Annotated in this window: 12 protein-coding genes; all 12 read left to right on the plus strand. The window is 67.0% G+C overall.

Annotated features, from left to right (window positions below; translation table 11 throughout):
- Window positions 1-34 precede the first annotated feature (34 nt).
- On the plus strand, window positions 35-1084 hold the full coding sequence (gene tssA, locus TX83_RS04390) for a type VI secretion system protein TssA (RefSeq protein ID WP_064746717.1): 1050 nt from the start codon (window positions 35-37) through the stop codon (window positions 1082-1084).
- Window positions 1085-1138: 54 nt separating this feature from the next.
- Window positions 1139-1711, plus strand: coding sequence for a type VI secretion system contractile sheath small subunit (tssB, locus tag TX83_RS04395; protein WP_064746718.1), 573 nt, complete (start codon window positions 1139-1141; stop codon window positions 1709-1711).
- 44 nt (window positions 1712-1755) lie between these two features.
- Complete coding sequence (gene tssC / locus TX83_RS04400) at window positions 1756-3276, plus strand: type VI secretion system contractile sheath large subunit (RefSeq protein ID WP_064746719.1); 1521 nt, start codon at window positions 1756-1758, stop codon at window positions 3274-3276.
- 40 nt (window positions 3277-3316) lie between these two features.
- Window positions 3317-3799: an Hcp family type VI secretion system effector gene (locus tag TX83_RS04405; protein ID WP_064746720.1), complete on the plus strand. Its 483-nt coding sequence runs from the start codon at window positions 3317-3319 to the stop codon at window positions 3797-3799.
- A gap of 272 nt (window positions 3800-4071) precedes the next feature.
- Window positions 4072-4605 (plus strand): type VI secretion system baseplate subunit TssE, encoded by a 534-nt coding sequence (gene tssE / locus TX83_RS04410; protein WP_222423712.1) that lies wholly within the window; start codon window positions 4072-4074, stop codon window positions 4603-4605.
- A gap of 1 nt (window position 4606) precedes the next feature.
- Window positions 4607-6472 (plus strand): type VI secretion system baseplate subunit TssF, encoded by a 1866-nt coding sequence (gene tssF, locus TX83_RS04415; protein ID WP_064746721.1) that lies wholly within the window; start codon window positions 4607-4609, stop codon window positions 6470-6472.
- Window positions 6469-7581, plus strand: a complete 1113-nt coding sequence (tssG, locus tag TX83_RS04420) for a type VI secretion system baseplate subunit TssG (protein WP_079248044.1) — start codon at window positions 6469-6471, stop codon at window positions 7579-7581. Before tssF ends, tssG begins: the two co-directional genes overlap by 4 nt.
- The gene (gene tssH / locus TX83_RS04425) at window positions 7578-10298 is read left to right on the plus strand and encodes a type VI secretion system ATPase TssH (protein ID WP_064746722.1); all 2721 of its coding nucleotides are present in this window, start codon (window positions 7578-7580) and stop codon (window positions 10296-10298) included. Before tssG ends, tssH begins: the two co-directional genes overlap by 4 nt.
- Window positions 10295-12979, plus strand: a complete 2685-nt coding sequence (locus TX83_RS04430) for a type VI secretion system Vgr family protein (protein WP_064746723.1) — start codon at window positions 10295-10297, stop codon at window positions 12977-12979. The genes tssH and TX83_RS04430 overlap by 4 nt, the downstream gene beginning before the upstream one ends.
- A gap of 78 nt (window positions 12980-13057) precedes the next feature.
- The gene (locus TX83_RS04435; RefSeq protein WP_064746724.1) at window positions 13058-15628 is read left to right on the plus strand and encodes a DUF2169 family type VI secretion system accessory protein; all 2571 of its coding nucleotides are present in this window, start codon (window positions 13058-13060) and stop codon (window positions 15626-15628) included.
- Entirely contained in the window at window positions 15625-16695 is a 1071-nt protein-coding gene (locus TX83_RS04440) for a pentapeptide repeat-containing protein (RefSeq protein ID WP_064746725.1), read from the plus strand. The genes TX83_RS04435 and TX83_RS04440 overlap by 4 nt, the downstream gene beginning before the upstream one ends.
- 11 nt (window positions 16696-16706) lie before the next feature.
- Complete coding sequence (locus TX83_RS04445) at window positions 16707-17402, plus strand: DUF3540 domain-containing protein (RefSeq protein WP_186442512.1); 696 nt, start codon at window positions 16707-16709, stop codon at window positions 17400-17402.
- The last annotated feature ends 29 nt before the right edge of the window (window positions 17403-17431 follow it).

The raw sequence follows: 17431 nt of genomic DNA on the forward strand, positions 1-17431 counted from the left end.
ATTGCTCGATCACGGCGCGGACAGGGGAAAGGAGATGTCGCTTCACGACGGCAGCGAGTGGAATACGCTGATCAACGAACATTCCCGCTCGGACTCCCCGTGCGGGGACGACTTGGAATATGACGAGGAATATCTGCATATTCTCCGCCTCGCCGCCGGCCGCGAGGAGCGCCAATCCGGCACGGCGGTCATTCCGGCCGAGCCGCCGGACTGGAACGAGGTCGAACGGCGCGCACTGCAGCTCAGCGCGCGCACCAAAGATCTGCGCATCGCCCTGCTGATCGCACGGGCCAAGCTGGAATGCGAGGGGGTGCCGGGGCTGGCCCAAGGCTTGGAACTGACCGCCGCCTGGCTGGACCGCTACTGGACCGAACTGCATCCGCGCCTGGACGCGCTCGACGAGCACGATCCTCTGCCGCGCCTCAACGCCGTCGCCGCCTTGAACGCGCCCGAAGGGATGGTGCGTTCGCTGCGCAATGCAACGCTGTTGCGCGACCGGCGCGGCGCTACGGTCAGCGTCCGCGACGCTGCAGCCGCCATCGCGCTGGTCAACTCGACCGCCGTGGCCACTACCGAACAGGGCATGCTGATCGGGCAACTGCGCCGCGCCCACGCCGACGGCCAAGCCGACATCGCCGGCATTCCGGCCGTACTGGCGTCGCTGGCGCGGATAAAGGCCCGCTTCGCGCTCGAACTCGGCACCGGCTTCATTCCCGATTTCGGCGCGATCGAGCAACCGCTGCATGCGATCGAAACCGCTTGCGCCGTTGCCGACGAATCGCCGGCTTCGATCGCCGCCGACGCCGTCGCGAACTGCGAGAGCGAAATCGCCGCCGACGCCGCCGCGGCGCCGTCCAACGCCGCGCTCTTGCAGCTGCGCTCGCGTCGCGACGTCGCCACGGTGCTCGAGATGGCGAGCGCCTACCTCGAACGCCACGAACCCAGCCACCCCGCTCCGCTGCTGATCCGCCGCGCGCTGCGGCTGATGGACATGAGCTTCTACGACATCGTGCGCGAACTCGCCCCGGCCTCGCTGGCCCAGATCGAAACCGTCGCCGGCATCGCACCCGCGCCCGCCGACTGACCGGCGCTCGTACCGCTCCACCCCGCCCTTTCAAGCCGAACCAGAGGAATCGCCGTGGTCAACACCAACGTCAAGAAGGGACTCAAGCAAAAGTCCGGCGGCCAGAAATTCATCGGCCGCAATCGCGCGCCGCGCGTCCAGATCGAGTACGACGTCGAACTGTACGGCAGCGAGCGCAAGGTCGAGATCCCCTTCGTGATGGGCGTGATGGCCGATCTGGCCGGCAAGTCTAAAACGCCGCCGAAGAATTTGGAACAACGCCAGTTCCTGGAAGTGGACGTCGACAATTTCGACGAGCGGCTCAAGTCAGTGGCGCCGCGCGTGGCGTTTCAGGTGCCGAACAAGCTCACCGAAGGCGACGACCTCCTGGTCGACGTCACCTTCGAAAGCATGGACGACTTCTCGCCCGCCCAGGTCGCGCGCAAGGTCGAGCCGCTGAGCCGCCTGCTCGAAGCCCGTGTGCAGCTGGCCAATCTGTTGTCCTACATGGACGGCAAAAACGCCGCCGAAGAACTGATCGCGCGCGCGCTGCGCGAACCGGCGCTGCTGGCGGCCCTGGCCAATGCGCCCAAGCCCGCGGCCGCTGTCGATGCCTCCGCGCCCGCCGGCGACGACAGCGTCGACTGAACCACGCACCGCTGCGCCACCGCCGCTGAGCCAGGACACCGCCGATGAAGACCCAGACCCAATCGATCGAGAAGAACGCCGTCGCCCAGGCGGCGCACGCCGCCGACGCCCTGCAGGCGGACGACTTCTCCAGCCTGCTGTACCGCGAACTGCGACCCAAGACCGATCAGGCCAAGCAGGCCGTGGAAAGCGCTGTGCGCACGCTCGCGCAGCAGGCGCTGGAGAACACCGTCACCGTGTCCTCCGACACCTACCAGACCGTGCAGGCGATCATCGCCGAGATCGATCGCAAGCTGTCCGAACAGATCAACGCCATCCTCCACCACCCGGAGTTCCAGCAACTGGAATCGGCCTGGCGCGGCCTGCACTACCTGGTCAACAACACCGAGACCAGCGAGACCCTGAAGATCCGCTGCATGCCGATCAGCAAGAAGGAACTCAGCCGCGTGCTCAAGCGCTACAAGGGCATCGGCTGGGACCAGAGCGCGATCTTCAAGAAGATCTACGAAGAAGAGTACGGCCAGTTCGGCGGCGAGCCGTTCGGCTGCCTGGTGGGCGATTTCTACTTCGACCACAGTCCGCAGGACGTGGAGACCCTGGGCGAGATGGCCAAGATCGCCGCGGCCGCGCACTGTCCCTTCATCGCCGGTGCGTCGCCGGCGGTGATGCAGATGGACTCCTGGCAGGAACTGGCCAATCCGCGCGATCTGACCAAGATCTTCCAGAACACCGAGTACGCCTCCTGGCGCAGCCTGCGCGAATCCGAGGACTCGCGCTACATCGGCCTGGCCATGCCGCGCTTCCTGGCCCGCCTGCCCTACGGCATCCGCACCAGCCCGGTCGACGACTTCGATTTCGAAGAGGACACCGAGGGCGCCAGCCACGGCCGCTACGCCTGGATCAACTCGGCCTACGCGATGGCGACCAACATCAACCGCTCGTTCAAGTCCTACGGCTGGTGCACCTCGATCCGCGGCGTCGAATCCGGCGGCGCGGTCGAAAATCTGCCGACCCATACGTTCCCGACCGACGACGGCGGCGTGGACATCAAATGCCCCACCGAGATCGCGATCAGCGACCGGCGCGAGGCCGAACTGGCGAAGAACGGCTTCATGCCCTTCGTCTACCGCAAGAACTCCGATTTCGCCGCCTTCATCGGCGCCCAGTCGCTGCAGCGTCCGTTCGAATACACGGATGCGGAGGCGACCGACAACGCCAAGCTGTCCGCGCGCCTGCCCTACCTGTTCGCCTGCTGCCGATTCGCCCACTATCTGAAGTGCATCGTCCGCGACAAGGTCGGCGCATTCCGCGAGCGCACCGAGATGGAGACCTGGCTCAACGACTGGATCATGGGCTACGTCGATGGAGACCCGGCGAATTCGTCCCAGGACACCAAGGCCCGCAAGCCGCTGGCCTCGGCCGAAGTCATCGTGGAGGAAGTCGAAGACAACCCTGGCTACTACAACGCGAAGTTCTTCCTGCGCCCGCATTACCAGCTGGAAGGCCTGACGGTTTCGTTGCGGTTGGTGTCCAAGCTCCCCTCGCTGAAGGAAGGCGTCGCCTGAGACGCCATTGCAAGCAATCACTCACTGAAGAGGAAACGAAATGGCAATCGACATGTATCTGCGCGTCGACGGCGTCGTCGGCGAAGCCAAAGACGCCAACCACCGCGGCTGGAGCAACGTGCGCTCCTATGCCTGGGGCGCCAAGCAGCCCGGCAGCATGGCCACCGGCTCCGGCGGCGGCACCGGCAAGGCCAGCTTCAACGACCTCAAGGTCACCGCGGTGATCGACAAGGCCTCGCCGGCGATCCTCAAGTACTGCGCCAACGGCCGCCATCTGCCGTCGGTCGAGATCTCGGTATGCAAGGCCGGCGGCACCCAGGTCGAGTACCTGCGCATCACCCTCAACGAAGTGCTGGTGACCGCGGTCGAGCACAACGCCGATCACGACAGCGACGCGATCCTGATGGACTACACCTTCCAGGCCGCCAAGGTCACCAAGCAGTACTGGGAGCAGACCGACCAGGGCACTCGCGGCGGCGAAAGCGTGCTGACTTGGGACATCAAGCAGAACCGCGAAATGTAAGTACCGCTGTTTCCGACCCGCACGGCATCGGCCCCCCGCTGCCGCACATGCATCGAAGGCTGGACCGGGTCGGGTCCAGTGCGTTCCGGGACTCCGGGACGGTGTCGCCGGGCCGCATCTTGCGGCCGCCCCGAAAAGACGGTCGCCGACCGCCGGACCCGATCCGGCGTCGCCGGAGGCTGCCGTCGGCACCGTTCCGGATCCTGTTTCGCTCCCTCCCCGTCGCTCCATCGCCCTCCCCCATCCGTCCCGCCCTGATCCGAGTCGATCGCATGAATCCATTGGCGCCAGCACCGACCCCGACCGTTCCGGCCCGCAAGGCCGGCGGCGAGGCCAGCCTGCTCGACCGCCTCACCGATCGCTCGGTCGAGCGCCAGGGCGCGCCCGACATCGACCCGTCGGCGCCATCGCGGCTGCGCGATGCGCTGCTGCGCGACTTGAGCTGGCTGCTCAACACCAGCAATCTGGAAGCGGACGTCGACTTCGCCGCGTATCCGCATGCGCGCCGTTCGGTGGTCAATTTCGGCATCAGCGCCCTGGCCGGCAGGCGCATGTCCGAAGTCGAGTGGGAAGACATCGAACGCACCTTGCGCGCGGCCATCGTCGGCTTCGAACCACGCATCTGCGCCCGCTCGTTGCAGGTGCGCTGCCTGTCGGAAACCGGCCCGCGCGCGACCGGAAACGTACTGAGCTTGCTGATCCAGGGCGACGTGATATCGCCCGACCGCGCCACCGCCTTCTCGTTCCGCTCCGAGATCGACCTGGAAAGCGGTCATATTTCCCTGCGCGCACAACGGGCCGAGTGACATGGACGCGCGCCTGTTGCACTACTACAACCGCGAGCTGGGCTATCTGCGCGAACTCGGCGCCGAGTTCGCGCAGCTCCATCCCAAGGTCGCCGGACGGCTCGGCCTGGGCGAGGGCGAAAGCGCCGACCCTTACGTCGAACGCCTGCTGGAGGGCTTCTGCTTCCTGACCGCGCGCATCCAGCTGAAGATGGATGCGGAGTTCCCGCGCTTCTCGCAGCGCCTGCTCGACGTGGTCTACCCCGGCTATCTGGCGCCGACGCCGTCGATGGCCATCGTCGCATTCGAACCGAATGTGCGCGAAGGCAATCTGCGCGCCGGCTTCACCCTGCCCGCCGGCACCGCCGTGCAGGCCAAGCCCGACAACGAACGCCAGACCGCCTGTGAGTTCCGGACCGCTCATGCCGTCACCATGTGGCCACTGCGGCTGAGCGCGGTCTCGTTCTCGGGCGAGCCGGGCGACCTGCCGCTGGCGGCGCTTGGGCTGGCGCGACGGGTGCGCGGTTGCCTGCGCCTGCGTCTGGAGACCCAGGGCTCGATGCCCTTGCGCGAGCTGTCGCTGGAACGCCTGGCACTGCATCTCAGCGGCCCGGACCGCGAGGCCTCGCGCCTGCTGGAATGGCTGCTGTGCCGCACCGTAGCGGTGGTCTGCCACGATCCGGAGCGCCCGCTGCGCTGGCACCAGGCCCTGGCCGCCGACACGCTGCGCCACGATGGCTTCGACGCCGACGAAGCGTTGCTGCCGACCGGGCCTCGCGGCTTCCAGGGCTATCGGATTCTGCAGGAGTACTTCGCCATGCCGGCGCGTGGCCTGTTCTGCAGCCTGCATGGGCTCGACGCCGCCATCCAACGCGCGCAGGGCCAGGCGATGGAGATCAGCGTGCTGTTCGACGCCGCCGACGCCGAGTTGGAGGCGAGCATCGGCACGCATAGCCTGGCCCTGCATTGCACCCCGGTCATAAACCTGCAGCGCAGGACCAGCGACCGTATTCCGGTATCGACTCAGCGCTACGAACACCACTTGGTCCCGGACCGGACCAAGCCGCTCGACTACGAGGTCTACAGCGTCGACAAGGTGGTCGGCCACGGCGCCCGAAGCGGCGAGAAGTGGGCGTTCCACCCCTTCTACAGTTGCCTGCGCGACGGCAGCGAGCAGGGCCGGTTCTTCTCCCTGCGTCGCGAGCCGCGCATCGCCGGTGCGCCCACGCAGGCGACGCAGCACCGCTCCGGCTATGCCGGCAGCGAGGTGTTCCTGAGCCTGGTCGATGCGCAGGAAGCCCCGCACGCCGACGATTTGCGTCAGTTGTCGGTGGAGATGTGGTGCAGCAATCGCGACCTGCCGATGCGCCTGCGACCGGCCGAACACGGCTTGAGCTTGCGCGTGTCGGCCCCGGTGGCATCGATCCGACTTCTGCACGGCCCGACCCCGCCGCGACCGGCGTTGGCCGAAGGCGAAGCGGCGTGGCGCCTGATCAGCCATCTCGGCCTGAATCATCTGACTTTGACCGACCTGGACGAGGTTCAGGGCGCGCAAGCCTTGCGCGAACTGCTGGGACTCTATGCCGGCCGGCCCGGATCGGCGCTGGATCGGCAGATCCAAGGACTGCGGTCCGTGCGCCTGGAACCGGTGCATCGGCCGATGCCCGCGCTCGGGCCGATCGTGCTGGCGCGCGGCGTGCGCATCGAGCTGAGCCTGGACGAAACCGCGTTCAGCGGCACCAGCCCCTACCTGTTCGGCTCGGTTCTGGAGCAATTCCTGGCCCGCCATGTGGCCTTGAACAGTTTCGTCGAGCTGGCCTTGCACAGCTTGCAGCGCGGTCCGGTGCACCAGTGGCCGCCGCGGCTGGGACGGAGGCCGGTGGCATGAACGCCGCGACCGAATGGGCTCCGCTCGATCCCGCGCCGGTCATCGACCGCAATGCCGGTGCGTGCTCAGCCGACGTCTGGCAACGCCTCGCGCAAGCGCCGCACGAATACGACCTGTATCACCTGCTACGCTGGTTGGATGCGCGCATGGAGCACCGCACACCGCTGGGCCGCGCGGCACGCCCGGCCGAAGAACCGCTGCGTCTGGGCCAGGAGCCCAGCCTGGCCTTCGCGCCCTCGACCCTGGCCGGAGTCGAACGGGGCGTCGGTTCGGTCCCCAGGCTATCGGTCTTCAGCTTCGGCCTGTTCGGCCCCAACGGCCCGCTGCCGCTGCACCTGACCGAGTACGCGCGCGATCGCGCCCGGCACCACAACGACCCGACGATGAGCCGCTTCGCCGATCTGTTCCACCATCGTCTGCTCCTGCTGTTCTATCGCGCCTGGGCCGACGCGCAGGCGACCACCAGCCTCGACCGCGGCTTGCGCGGCGGCGCCCGCTTCGGCGACTACGTGGCCAGCCTGATCCACCTGGGCCAGCCCGGCTTGCGCGAGCGTGACCGCGTGCCCGATCACGCCAAGTTGTTCATGGCCGGGCATTTGAGCCGCCAGACCCGCAATCCGGAAGGCTTGCAGCAGATCCTCGCCACCTACTTCGGCCTGCCGGTGCGGATCCGGGAGTGGGTCGAAACCTGGGTCGCAGTGCCGCCGTCGCGACGAACGCGCCTGTGCGGACGCGGTGCCAGGCAACCGCTGGGCCGCGGCGCAGTGCTCGGCGCCGCGGTGCTCGACGTGCAGTCGACCTTCGAGATCGTGATCGGCCCGCTGTCGCTGAGCGAGTACCGCAGATGGCACCCCGACGCCGACTCGGTCCGCGAAATGCTGCAGTGGGTGCGCAACTACGTCGGTCTGGAATTCGCCTGGCGGGTGCGGCCGGTGCTGGCGCGCGACCAGGTGCCGTCGGCGCGGCTGGACGGCGGCGCGCGCCTGGGCTGGGACGCCTGGCTCGGCGAACGCCGCAGCGACCGCGACGCCGGCGATCTCACCTACTCCCCCGAACAGCGCCTGACCGTCGACCTCGCCGCGGCCGCAGCCTCCCTGGACCCGTCATGACCAACATCAGCCGAAAGGCGCTCTACGGAAGACTCAACCCGTTCCTGCTCGGCTCGCTCGAGTCGGCCACCGCATTGTGCAAGCTGCGCGGCAATCCCTATGTCGAACTCGCGCACTGGCTGCACCAGATCGCCCACGAAAGCGACAGCGACCTGCACCGCCTGTCCCAGCATTTCTCTCTCGATTGGGCGCGTCTGACCGCCGACCTCAACACCGCGCTCGACCGTCTCCCGCGCGGCGCCAGCGCGATCGCCGATTTCTCCAGCTTCATCGACGAGGCGGTCGAGCGAGCCTGGGTCTATACCAGCCTGCGCTACGAGCAGGCGCAGATCCGCAGCGCCTATCTGCTGGCCGGCATGCTCAACTCCAGCAGCCTGCGCCAGGTGCTGTGCGGCATCTCGGGCGAACTGAGCAAGCTGCAGCCGGACGCGCTGCTGGAACGCCTCCCCGCCGCGGTCGCGGGCTCGCGCGAACAGCCGCAGGCCGACGCTGCGGCCGCCGCGCCGCCGGCAGCACCCGCCGGCGCGCAGGAGAAGTCGGCGCTGGCGCGCTATGCGGTCGACCTGACCGCGCGCGCACGCAGCGGCGGCATCGACCCGGTGGTCGGCCGCAACGACGAAATCCGCCAGGTCATCGACACGCTGATGCGCCGGCGCCAAAACAATCCGCTGCTGACCGGCGAGGCCGGGGTCGGCAAGACCGCGGTGGTCGAAGGCCTGGCGCTGCGCCTGGTCAGCGGCGACGTGCCGCCGCCGTTGCGCGGCGTGCGCCTGTGCGCGCTCGACCTCGGCCTGCTGCAGGCCGGCGCCGGGGTGAAAGGCGAGTTCGAACAGCGCTTGCGCCAGATCGTCGAGGAAGTCGAAGGCAGCGCACAGCCGACGGTGTTGTTCATCGACGAGGTGCACACCCTGATCGGCGCCGGCGGCGCCAGCGGTACCGGCGACGCCGCCAACCTGCTCAAGCCCGCGCTGGCGCGCGGCCAGCTGCGCACGATCGGCGCCACCACTTGGAGCGAGTACAAGAAGCACATCGAGAAAGACGCCGCGTTGAGCCGTCGGTTCGAAGCGATCCAGGTGCCGGAACCGTCCGAGCCGCAGGCCGAAGCCATGTTGCGCGGCCTGGCCGTGCGCCTGGAGGCGCATCACGGCGTGCTGCTGTTGGACGACGCCATCGCCGCCGCGGTTCGGCTTTCGCACCGCTATATCCCGGCACGGCAACTGCCGGACAAGGCCATCGCCCTGCTCGACACGGCCTGTGCCCGGGTCGCGTTGAGCCAGCACGCTGCACCGGCCGAAGTCGAAGCGTTGCGGCAACGGATCGACGCGCTCGAGATCGAACTGCATCGAGCCCGGCGCGAACAACGGATTCAGGCCGGCGACGAAGCCCGGCCGGAACGGCTGGACGCGGAATTGCGCGAGCACCGCCTGCGCCTGGACGGACTGCTGGCGCGCTGGGAACGCGAGCGCGAGCTGGCAGCGCGCATCGGCGAAACCCGCGCCGCGCTGGAGCGGCTCGGCGACGCCGCCGACACGGCAAACGGCGACGACTGCAGCGAGCCCGGTGCGCACGCCGATGCTCGGGGCGGCGCCGAGCGGTCCGATCCAGCGCGGTTGCGCGCCGAACTCGCCGATGTCCAGGCGCAACTGCGCGAACTCCAGCAGCCCGCGCCGCTCGTGACTGCGGCGGTCGACGCCGACGCGGTCGCCGCGGTACTGGCCGACTGGACCGGCATACCGGTCGGACGCATGGTCAAGGACGAAGCCCAGGCCGTGCTGGTATTGACCGAGACCTTGCAACGGCGGGTGCTCGGCCAAGGCGAAGCGATGCAAGCCATCGCCCGCCGGGTGGAGATTTCCCGCGCCAAGCTCGACGATCCGGGCAAGCCGATCGGCTGTTTCCTGCTGTGCGGCCCCTCCGGCGTCGGCAAGACCGAAACCGCGCTGGCCCTGGCCGAGGCGCTGTACGGCGGCGAGCAGAACCTGATCACGCTCAACATGAGCGAGTTCCAGGAAGGCCACTCCGTCGCCACCCTGCGCGGCTCGCCGCCGGGCTATGTCGGCTACGGCGAAGGCGGCGTGCTGACCGAGGCGGTGCGCCGCCGCCCCTACAGCGTGGTCCTGCTCGACGAGGTCGAAAAGGCCCACCCGGACGTGCTGGAAGTGTTCTACCAAGTGTTCGACAAGGGCTGGATGGAAGACGGCGAAGGCCGCCGCATCGACTTCAAGAACACCATCCTGATCCTGACCTCCAACGCCGGCGACGAACTCATCGCCGCGCATCGTGCGGACGATGCCGCCGCCCTGGCGCCAAAGCTCCATGACGAGCTGCTGCAGATCTTCCCCGCCGCCTTCCTCGGCCGTCTGACGATCGTGCCGTACCGCCCGCTCGACGACGACACCCTTGGCCGCATCGTGCGCCTGCAACTGGACCGCATCGCCGAGCGCATGCGGGTGCAGCACGACATCGGCTTCGTCTACGGCGAGGACGCAGTCGATGCGATCCGCGAACGCTGCGTGCAACGCAGCTCCGGCGGCCGCGTGATCGAGTCGGTAATCGTCGACACCGTGCTGCCGCCGATCAGCCGCGCGGTCATCGCCGCCGTCGCCGACGGCCAGCCGTTGCGCTCCGTCGAGCTGCACGACCAGGGCGGCACCCTCGCCCACCGCTTCTTCCCCACCCCCATCGATCCTCCACACGCACTGACGGACCCGGCATGAACAGAGTCGTCGTCGCACATACCCCGTTGCCCGCGGACAGCCTGCGTTTCCGCAGCCTGCGCGGCACCGAGCAGCTGTCCTCGCTGTACGAGTTCACCGTCGAACTGGTTTCGGACGATCCGACCATCGACATGAAATCGTTGCTCGGCAAAGCCCTCACCCTCGAAATCGAAACCCAGAACCACGACCGCCGCCACCTGTGCGGGCAGATCGTGCGTTGCGAACTCAGCGGGCGCGAAACCGAAACCCCGCGCAGCTACATCTACACCCTGACCCTGCGTCCCAGCCTGTGGTACCTGACCAGGACCATCGACTGCCGCATCTTCCAGAACAAGAACGTGCTCGACATCCTCGACGAGGTGTTCGCCAAATACGGCTTCCCGGTGCAAAAGCGGGTGTCGGCCAACTATCGGAACTGGGAGTATTGCGTCCAGTATCAGGAAACCGACTTCGCCTTCGTCAGCCGGCTGATGGAGCACGAGGGCATCTACTACTACTTCAAGCACGAGTTGGGCCAGCAGACCCTGGTGTTGGCCGACGAGTTGGGATCGCACGACGAGTTGCCCGGCTACGCCACCCTGCCCTATATCTCGCACGACCGCCTGGCGCTGCAGGACGAACCCGGCATCGACCAGTGGCGCAGCGCCGAGGAGGTCCGCTCCGGCGTCTACAGCGTCGACGACTACGACTTCAAGAAACCCGGCGCCAAACTCGGGCAGTCGTTGGCCCATGAGATGGAGCACGACCACGCCCAGTTCGAGAAATACATCTGGCAGGGCGGCTACATCGAGGCCGATCAAGGGGCCCACTACGCGCGCATCCGCCTGGAAGCCGAGCAGGCCGAGCATGCGCGCATCCGCGCCCACAGCACCGTACGCGCGATCGCCTGCGGCGGACTGTTCTCGCTGACCGGTTGCCCGCGCGACAACGAGAACCGCCAGTACCTGATCGTCGCGGCCGACTACGACCTGCGCGAAGGCGGCTACGCCACCGGCAGCAACGACGCCCGCTACGACATCGATTTCACCGTCCAACCGGCGCAACTGCCGTTCCGCGCCGCCTGCGCCACGCCGGTGCCCAAGGCGACCGGCCCGCAGACCGCGGTGGTGGTCGGCCCGCCGGGACAGATCATCTGGACCGACCAGTACAGCCGGGTCAAGCTGCAGTTCCGCTGGGACCGCTACGGCAACAGCGACGAGAACAGTTCCTGCTGGGTGCGCGTGTCCGACGCCTGGGCCGGCACCAACTACGGTTCGGTGCACGTGCCGCGCATCGGCCAGGAGGTGGTGGTCGACTTCCTCAACGGCCAGATGGACCGGCCGCTGATCACCGGACGCATCTACAACGCAGACCAGATGCCGCCGTTCGAAATGCCGGTGTCCTGCACCCAGAGCGGATTCGTCACCCGCACTCCCGGCGGCGGGCCGGAGAACGCCAACATGCTGCGCTTCGAGGACAAGAAGGGCAGCGAGCAAGTCCGGTTGCACGCCGAGCGCGACTACGACGTCTCCGCCGAACACGATTCGACCCTCACCGTAGCCAACAAGCTACTGGTCACGGTCGGCACCATCCTGACTCCCCACGATGGCCAGCAAAGCCCACTGCCGCTGCTCAATGGGGGGGCGGCAGGCACTCTGCCCCCAACCGCGCCCGGGGTGGTGCCGGATACCAACATCGTCACCATGGCCGGCCAGGCCCAGCAGGCCAAGGCGGGCAGCGCCGCGGCGGCGGCGGCGGCCAGCGCGCAGGGCGTGGAAATGCCCCCGCCGGAGCGGCAGCACACCAGCCAGGTCGACGCGGAGAACCCGGCGAACGTCTCTTCCGGGCTGTCCGACATCAGCGAGAAGATCAGCAGCGAAGCGGCGAGCATGTTCAGCGTGTCCGTGCAGGGCCTGAGCGTCAACGCCGTGTTCGGAAACACCGTCTCGATCACTACAGGCACCCAGACCAGCATCCTCAACGGAAGCTCGTTCTCGGACATCAACGGCAACAGCACCAGCTTCCTGAACGGCCACAGTTTCTCGATGACCAACGGCAGCACCGAATCGATCACCAACGGATCGACCGTATCGCTGACTCACGGCAACGCGGCCTCGGTGCTCATGGGCAGCTCGCATTCGACCACCATGGGCAGCACTTGGTCGTTCACGAAGGGCAATGCCACCTCGACGACGGTAGGAAACACGTTCTCGACCACTCAAGGCAACGCCACTTCGCTGACCGTCGGAAACGTCACATCCACCACGGAAGGGAATATCACCAGCACCACCATCGGCAACGTCACGTCGACGAAGATGGCGAACGACACCTCGACCACGATCGGAAACGTCACCTCCACCATCATTTCCAACGAGACCAACCTGACCGTCGGAAACAAGACGTTGACCACCATCGGAACAAAGACAGAACTGACGGTCAGCGATACCAGTTCCACTTACATCGGCAACAAGAATGAGCTGACCGTTGGAACGAACCAGAGCATGAAGATCGGAGCCAGCACCACTATCAATGCCACGCACGCCAATAACATCAACGCATCGAGCATGAACGTAAACGGCCTGTCCGTCAGCCAGACAGGATTGAGCATCAGCTATACCCAATACGGCTATAGCCAGACGGCCGTCGATCTCAAGCAAATGCAGAGCTCGGTCGAGATGGTGGGAAACAAGATGATCATGTAAGCCCGACGTTGCCCGTATCCGAGCGGTGCCGTCGCGCCGCTTCCCCTTCTTGCGCCGCTGGCGCCGCACGCATCGACCATGAGAACGACCAAGCCCACCCACCTGAGCTATCTCACCCGCTGCTTCCGCGATCGCGGAAGCGAGCATCTCGGCCTGGCGGTAGCGGCGCTCGTTAATCTCGGCGCCAAGCCAAAGCTGGGGTCGGATCAGGATTTGTGGCGACTGGTCGGCGAGGAGGTCTCGCCGATGCCGCTCGACGAGGCCGTGCCCAAAGGCTGTGCGGAGTACCTGGTCAGCGGCTACGCCTATCCGGAGCCCGGGCAGGCCAGCGCCGGACGCGGCCATGTCCGGGTGAGGATCGCCGGCAAGGAGAAGCGATTGCAAGTACACGGCGACCGCTGCTGGCTCAATGCATTCGAAACCAGCGACCCCGTTCCCTACGATCGCATGCGGCTGGACTGGAAACACGCCTACGGCGGCCCGGGCTACGACGCAAACCCAGACGGGATCGGCGCATCCGGCGCCGCCACGGGAGAAACCGGGCTGCGCCGCGTGCCCAACGTGGAATACGCCGACTACGCCCAGGGGCGCGCAGGCGCGGAGACGGCGCCTGCCAGCTTCGCCCCGCTGCCGCCGGCATGGCCGCAGCGCAGTGCGCTGTATGGCCGGACCGACGACCATTGGCTGAAACACGACTATCCAGGCCTGCCGCGCGATCACGACCGTCGCTACTACAATCTCGCTCCGGCGGATCAGCAACTTGCCGGCTGCAGCGCATTTCCCAGCGCCGCCGAGTACGAAATACTCGGAATGCATCCCGAACGCGCGCGTCTGCACGGACGCTTGCCGGCGCTGCGGGCGCGCGCGTTCGTCCTGCGCCGTGGCGGCGACGAGCTGGAAGAGATGGCGCTGCGCCTGACCACCGCGTGGTTTTTCCCCCACCGCGAGCAGGCGATCCTGATCTATCACGGACAAGTCCAGGTCCAGGCCTTCGATGCCAGCGACCTGTTCGGCCTCCTGCTCGCAGGCGAACAGGAGGGGCAAGAACGGCCGCTGTCCTGGTACCGGCAGGTGCTGCAATGGCGCAACGATCCGACCCACGGCGCCCTGTACTGCCTGCGCGACCGCGATCTGCTGCCGGTGGAATGGCTGCCCGATGCTGCCGAGACCGGAACGCGCAGCGTCGCGCCCAGGTTGCAGCGCGAACTGGACCAGGCAAAGCGGCGATTGCACGAGGTACCGCCGCCCGGTCACGGCGTCGACGCCCTGCCCGATCCCGAGTTGAAGGTGCAGGCGTTGCCCGCCGTCGATGCCCTGCCCGAATTTGTCCAGCAGACCCAGCGCCGCAGCGAGCGAGAACTCGCCGAGATCCGCAAGATCTCTGCTGACGCCTTGGCCGAAGAGCACATCGGACGCGCACGCAGCGCGGCATCGCCGCACGGCAAGAGCGTCGCCTCGCCCCCCGCACCGTACGGACCGCCGAAGTTGGCTCGGCCGGATTTGAGCGTGACGACCGAGCATGCGCCCAGGGGCTGCGACGCCGCCGCGCTCGAACGCCATCTGCAGCGATGCGAAAGCGATCTTCTCGTCGGATACCGCCTCTCGGCCCAGCACCAGGCGCCCGCGCCGCGCCTGGACGCAGCCGCATCCGAGGCCCTGCGCGAACGCGTCGCCGCCGCTCACGCCCGCGGCGACGCACTGGCCGCGATCGACTTGACCGGCGCCGACCTGCGCGGCCTGAACTTGCGCGGCGCCCGCCTCGAAGGAGCGCTGCTGGAAGGCGCCGACCTGTCCGATGCCGACCTGTCGTCGGCATGCCTGGACGAGGCCGTCCTTGTGCGCTGCAACCTCACCCGCACCCGCCTGTCGGCCGCGGCCGGCAGGCGCAGCAACTTCGCCCAGGCCATCTGCGAAGAAACCGACTTCAGCCGCTGCGAACTGGACGAGGCCAATTTCGAAGGAGTACGACTGCATCGCTGCACGTTCTCGTCGGCCACTGTGCAGCGCGGCCGCTTCGACCGCGCCATGCTCGACAGGATCGACTTCGGCGCCGCCCAACTCAGTCAGCTGATGCTGATCGGGAATACCCTGAACGATATCGACCTGCGACGGGCGAAACTGCGCAAGATCGTGTTCAGCCAGTGCCGATTGCGCGATATCGATCTGTCGGACTCCGATATCGAGAACTTAGCGTTGCTGGGCACCCAGGTGGAAGGCGATATTCGCCTGCTGCGCGCCCGTGTTTGCAAGGCGGCCCTGGGCGGCGCGGTTTTGCCTCGGATCGATTTCAGCCATGCCTGCCTGACCGAGGTCAACTTTCGCGACGCCCGGCTGCGCGGCGCGCGTTTCGTCTCGGCTCAGATCCGCGCAAGCGACCTAACCGACGCCGATCTGAGCGAAGCCGACCTCAGTCGGGTCAAGATCCACGACGGACTGATGGTTCGGACCACGCTTCGCGGCGCCGACCTGAGCTCGTCCGACCTGATCGGCGCCTATCTCCGCGGCGCACATCTGGAGGGCGCGATTCTGGAATCCGCCAATCTGTTCAGGGCCCACCTCTCCGAGGTATCGCTCGACCGGAGCACGCGCCTGCACGGCGCTTATCTGGAGAAAAGCATCGCCTACCCTGCACGGGAGCAATCCCTGTGAGCCCCGAACTGGCCGACCTTGTCGATCGTCTGGCAGAGACCGGAACGGTCGCGGAGCTGTCGCTGCACGGCGCCGACCTGATCGGCGCCGATCTCTCCAGCGCGACATTCGATCGCATCGATTTCTCTTACGCACGACTCCGCAATGCGCATTTCTCAGACTGCGTATTCCTGGACTGCCGATTCGATCATGGCGAACTGGAAGCCATCCGATTGGACACCTGCCGCTTCGACCGCGGCAGCTTCGACCGGTCCCGCTGGCTGCGTGCGCGCTTGAACGGCTGCGTCTTCCGCGACATCAGCGCCAACGGCATCGAACTGCGCGGGGCGCGCATCGACCAATCCCAATGGTTCAACGGCGACCTGCGTCAGTCCGTACTGCGCGAAGCCGATATCGAGCGCTCGTTCTTCGCCGGCACTACCTTCGAGCAGGCCGACCTGCAGGCGTCGAAGTTGCGCCAGGTCGGCTTCGACGGCATCGATCTGCGCGGCGCGGACCTCGTTGGCGCCTCATTGGACCAGGTCGCGTTGTTCGACTGCGACCTCAGCGGAAAGGTGCTGCGCGGGCTGCGCATGCCTCGCACTCAGTTCGTACGTACCCGTCTCGCCGGCATCGATTTGTCCGGTGCTGACCTGACCCAGTGCAACTTCCAGGGCGCCGATCTGCGCGGCGCCCGCCTGGAAGCGGCGGCGGCAGCCTATGCCAACTATTCCGGCGCCGACCTCAGCGATGCGCACTGCCAATCCGCGTACTTCGCCAACAGCCTGTGGTTGGAAGCACGCCTGGACCGGGCCGATCTCAGCGGAACCGACCTGGAATCGGCTTCGATGATGCGCGCCTCTGCAGTCGGTACGCGTTTCTCCCACGCTCGCCTCAAGCAGGCCGACTTGTCCTACGCCGACTGCTCGCAAGCCGACTTCGCCGGCGCCTCGTTCGCCGCGACCCGCGTGCATCGCGCCAGCCTTCCCCGCGGCGCTTGGCGGCGGCAACCCGGTGTCGTCTTCCAGGACGCGGATCTCTACGCGGCCGAGTCTTGGTCGGAACGCCGAGACGCTCTCTACGAATGAAGGAGTCCATCATGCTGCAAGACATCAGGTCGCAAGATCCGGACAGCGCGGTTTCGGTCCTGTCCGAGCTACTGAATCACGACGGGAGCCCTTGGTCCGGTGCGGCAAACGTAGTCGCGATCGACGAGCAAGGAGGGCTCGTGATCGATCGTCAGAACCGGCGGCTGCATTGCCGTCGCGCCTACAGCTGTCTGACGCCGCCCGAAACCGGCGACCGGGTCTGGGTCGTCTCCGACGGGCGCACCGAACATTATGTCTGTGCGGTGTTGCACCGCCCCGATGCGGGCCCGGTCCGATTGCAGGTACAGGGCGACCTGGAGCTCCAGGCCATCGGCGGCGAGCTGCGCCTGCATGCCGATACCCACCTGTCCCTATGCAGCAACGAGACGCTGCATGCCCAAGCCGACACCATCGCCATCGCCGGCCGCGAAGCGCGCATCGATGCGGACGCAGCGCAAGCCAGCTGCGGCCGAATCGAAACCCGGGTCGGCTTGTGGCGACTGGTCGGCCGGGTGCTGGAGTCCGCCGCCGAACGCATCGTCCAGGCTAGCCGCCACAGCGTCCGCACGGTCGAGACCGTCGATTGCCTGCGTTCCGGGCAGATCGATTACACCGCCGCCACCGATGCGCGCCTGCATGCCGAGCACACCATCGTCACCGCCTCGAAATTGGCCAAGTTAGACGGCGAACAAGTGCATATCGGCTGATCGCCGATCGAATGCATGTCCACCGCTGG

Origin of the sequence: Lysobacter antibioticus HS124 (assembly GCF_000336385.2) — a bacterium.
GTDB classification, from domain to species: Bacteria; Pseudomonadota; Gammaproteobacteria; order Xanthomonadales; family Xanthomonadaceae; genus Lysobacter; species Lysobacter firmicutimachus.

Bases quoted from the DNA above. Each gene is read 5' to 3' on its own strand.
- TX83_RS04435 (WP_064746724.1), top strand. From the start codon at position 13,058: ATGAGAACGACCAAGCCCACCCACCTGAGCTATCTCACCCGCTGCTTC.
- tssH (WP_064746722.1), top strand. From the start codon at position 7,578: ATGACCAACATCAGCCGAAAGGCGCTCTACGGAAGACTCAACCCGTTC.
- tssG (WP_079248044.1), top strand. From the start codon at position 6,469: ATGAACGCCGCGACCGAATGGGCTCCGCTCGATCCCGCGCCGGTCATC.
- TX83_RS04430 (WP_064746723.1), top strand. From the start codon at position 10,295: ATGAACAGAGTCGTCGTCGCACATACCCCGTTGCCCGCGGACAGCCTG.
- tssC (WP_064746719.1), top strand. From the start codon at position 1,756: ATGAAGACCCAGACCCAATCGATCGAGAAGAACGCCGTCGCCCAGGCG.
- tssF (WP_064746721.1), top strand. From the start codon at position 4,607: ATGGACGCGCGCCTGTTGCACTACTACAACCGCGAGCTGGGCTATCTG.
- tssE (WP_222423712.1), top strand. From the start codon at position 4,072: ATGAATCCATTGGCGCCAGCACCGACCCCGACCGTTCCGGCCCGCAAG.
- TX83_RS04405 (WP_064746720.1), top strand. From the start codon at position 3,317: ATGGCAATCGACATGTATCTGCGCGTCGACGGCGTCGTCGGCGAAGCC.
- TX83_RS04445 (WP_186442512.1), top strand. From the start codon at position 16,707: ATGCTGCAAGACATCAGGTCGCAAGATCCGGACAGCGCGGTTTCGGTC.
- tssA (WP_064746717.1), top strand. From the start codon at position 35: ATGTCGCTTCACGACGGCAGCGAGTGGAATACGCTGATCAACGAACAT.